The following is a 1,918-nucleotide window of genomic DNA, read 5'->3' on the forward strand; positions in this document are numbered from 1 at the left end:
GTCGGCGGGGTGCGCGCTGTCGGACGATTACCAGATGTTCTGCGTCTGGCGGTTTCTGGCGGCGCTGGGCGGGTCGGCGGGCATCGTGGTGCCGCGCGCCATCGTGCGCGACATCGCCACCGGGGCGCAGGGCGCGCGGATCATGGCGCAACTGACGCTGGTGTTCGGGTTGATGCCGATCCTGGCGCCCAGCCTGGGCAGCCTGGTGCTGTCGGTCGGGCATTGGCGCTGGATCTTCTGGTTCGCGGTGATCTATGGCGCGCTGGGGGTGGTCGCCATCGCCTGGACGCTGCCGGACACGATGCCGCGCGAGCGGCGGGTGACATTGTCGTTCTCGGCGGTGCTGTGGCGCTATGTCGGGATCGCGCGGGAGCCGATGTTCCTGTCGGCGGCGCTGTTGCAGAGTTTCGCGAGCTTTGTCGTGTTTGCCTATCTGGCCGGAGCGCCGATCCTGTTCGAGCGGATCCTGGGCTTTACGCCCGGGCAGTTCGGCGCGTTCTTCGGCGTGAATGCCGCGCTGTTCATCGCCGGGGCGCAGATCAACAGCCGGCTGGTGCATCGGGTGGCGCTGCATGTGCTGCTGCGGCGCGGGGTGATCGTGGGGGCCGTGGCGGCGGGGACGTTCCTGCTGTCGGCGCTGGCCGGGGTGGCGGGGCCGGCGCATCCGGTGCTGGTCTGCTGCCTGATCGGGGTGACGACCGGGTCGCTGGGGTTCGTGAACCCGAACGCCACCGTGCTGGCCTTTACGCGGCATGGGCACCAGGCGGGGAGTGCCTCGGCACTGATGGGGACGCTGCAATTCACCATCGGGTCGCTGAGCGGCGTGCTGCTGGGCAGCGTGTCGCTGGCGACGCCCGTGCCGATGGCCGCAACCATGGCGGCGGGGGTGGCCGGGATGGCGCTGTGCACCGCGTGGCATTGGCGGCATGCGGCGGGTAGCGGCCAGGAATAGCCGGTAACGGGAATCGCCGATAACCGCTTGTCGCGGGGGGGCCGGAGGGGAGAGCCGTCATGGGCATGGGGGACTTGCCGGAAGGACAATCTCCGTCCCGGATGATCGACGAGAAGATCGGGGCGTTGGACGACTGGCGGGGCGGGATGCTGTCGCGGCTGCGCGCGCTGATCCGGGAGGCCGATCCCGAAATCGTCGAGGAGTGGAAATGGCGGGGCGTTCCGGTGTGGTCTCATGACGGGATGGTCTGCACCGGCGAGACCTACAGGAGCGTCGTGAAGATGACGTTTGCCAGGGGGGCCGCGCTTGACGACCCGTCCGGCCTGTTCAATGCGAGCCTGGACGGCAACACCAGGCGTGCCATCGATTTCCACGAGGGCGATGCGATCGACGCGGCGGCGCTGAAGGCGCTGATCCGCGCGGCCGTGATGCTGAATGCGTCACGTACCCGCAAGGGGTCGCGCTGAGGGGACGGCCCCTGGGTCAGACCATCGATTCGCGCTGCATGACCTTTTGCAGGGGATAGAGCGCCAGCGCGTCGATCGTGGCGCCCGCGCCGCTGGCCTCCAGGCGCAGGAAATCGAGCGGGCCGGCCGGGAAGATCAGCGCCGTGCCGACCGACAGGCCGCCATTGGCGAAGATTTCCAGCGTGCAGGCATCCAGCACGATATGGATGTCGAAATGCCGGTCGTCCGGGTTCAGCACGGTGGAGAACTGGCCGGTGAAGAAGGGCTGTGCGAAGCCCCTGAGATTGTTGCGGTCGAGCCAGAGCTGGCCGGAGAAGGCGTCGAAGCCGATGGTGAGGGATTCGCCTTGCTCGTTACCGAAGACGATGACGAAGCGGCCGGTGCGTCCCTTGTCGCCCAGGGGCAGATCGTGCGGGCGCTCGTCGACGGTGACGCTGAGGGAGAGGTCCAGCGCGGTGCCGGGCGGCAGGGCGACCTGCGCGCTGGACCCGGCGGCGAG

General features: G+C 68.8%; 3 protein-coding genes. 2 read left to right on the forward strand and 1 reads right to left on the reverse strand.

From position 1 onward, the window contains the following. Both HUK84_RS16575 and HUK84_RS16580 read left to right on the forward strand, forming a co-directional pair. Positions 1-952, forward strand: a 952-nt coding sequence (locus HUK84_RS16575) for an MFS transporter (RefSeq protein WP_176641263.1), incomplete at its 5' end; no start/stop codon positions are given. 59 nt (positions 953-1,011) lie between these two features. Further along, the gene (locus tag HUK84_RS16580) at positions 1,012-1,419 is read left to right on the forward strand and encodes a DUF1801 domain-containing protein (RefSeq protein WP_246285742.1); all 408 of its coding nucleotides are present in this window, start codon (positions 1,012-1,014) and stop codon (positions 1,417-1,419) included. A 16-nt stretch (positions 1,420-1,435) separates the two neighbouring features. Here the strand turns inward: HUK84_RS16580 and HUK84_RS16585 are convergent. Continuing rightward, positions 1,436-1,918, reverse strand: a 483-nt coding sequence (locus HUK84_RS16585) for a GH32 C-terminal domain-containing protein (protein ID WP_176641264.1), incomplete at its 5' end; no start/stop codon positions are given.

This window comes from Nguyenibacter vanlangensis, from assembly GCF_013376155.1.
Lineage (GTDB): Bacteria > Pseudomonadota > Alphaproteobacteria > Acetobacterales > Acetobacteraceae > Gluconacetobacter > Gluconacetobacter vanlangensis.

Coding starts and splice junctions, on each gene's coding strand:
- HUK84_RS16580 (WP_246285742.1), top strand. CDS start 1,012: ATGGGCATGGGGGACTTGCCGGAAGGACAATCTCCGTCCCGGATGATC.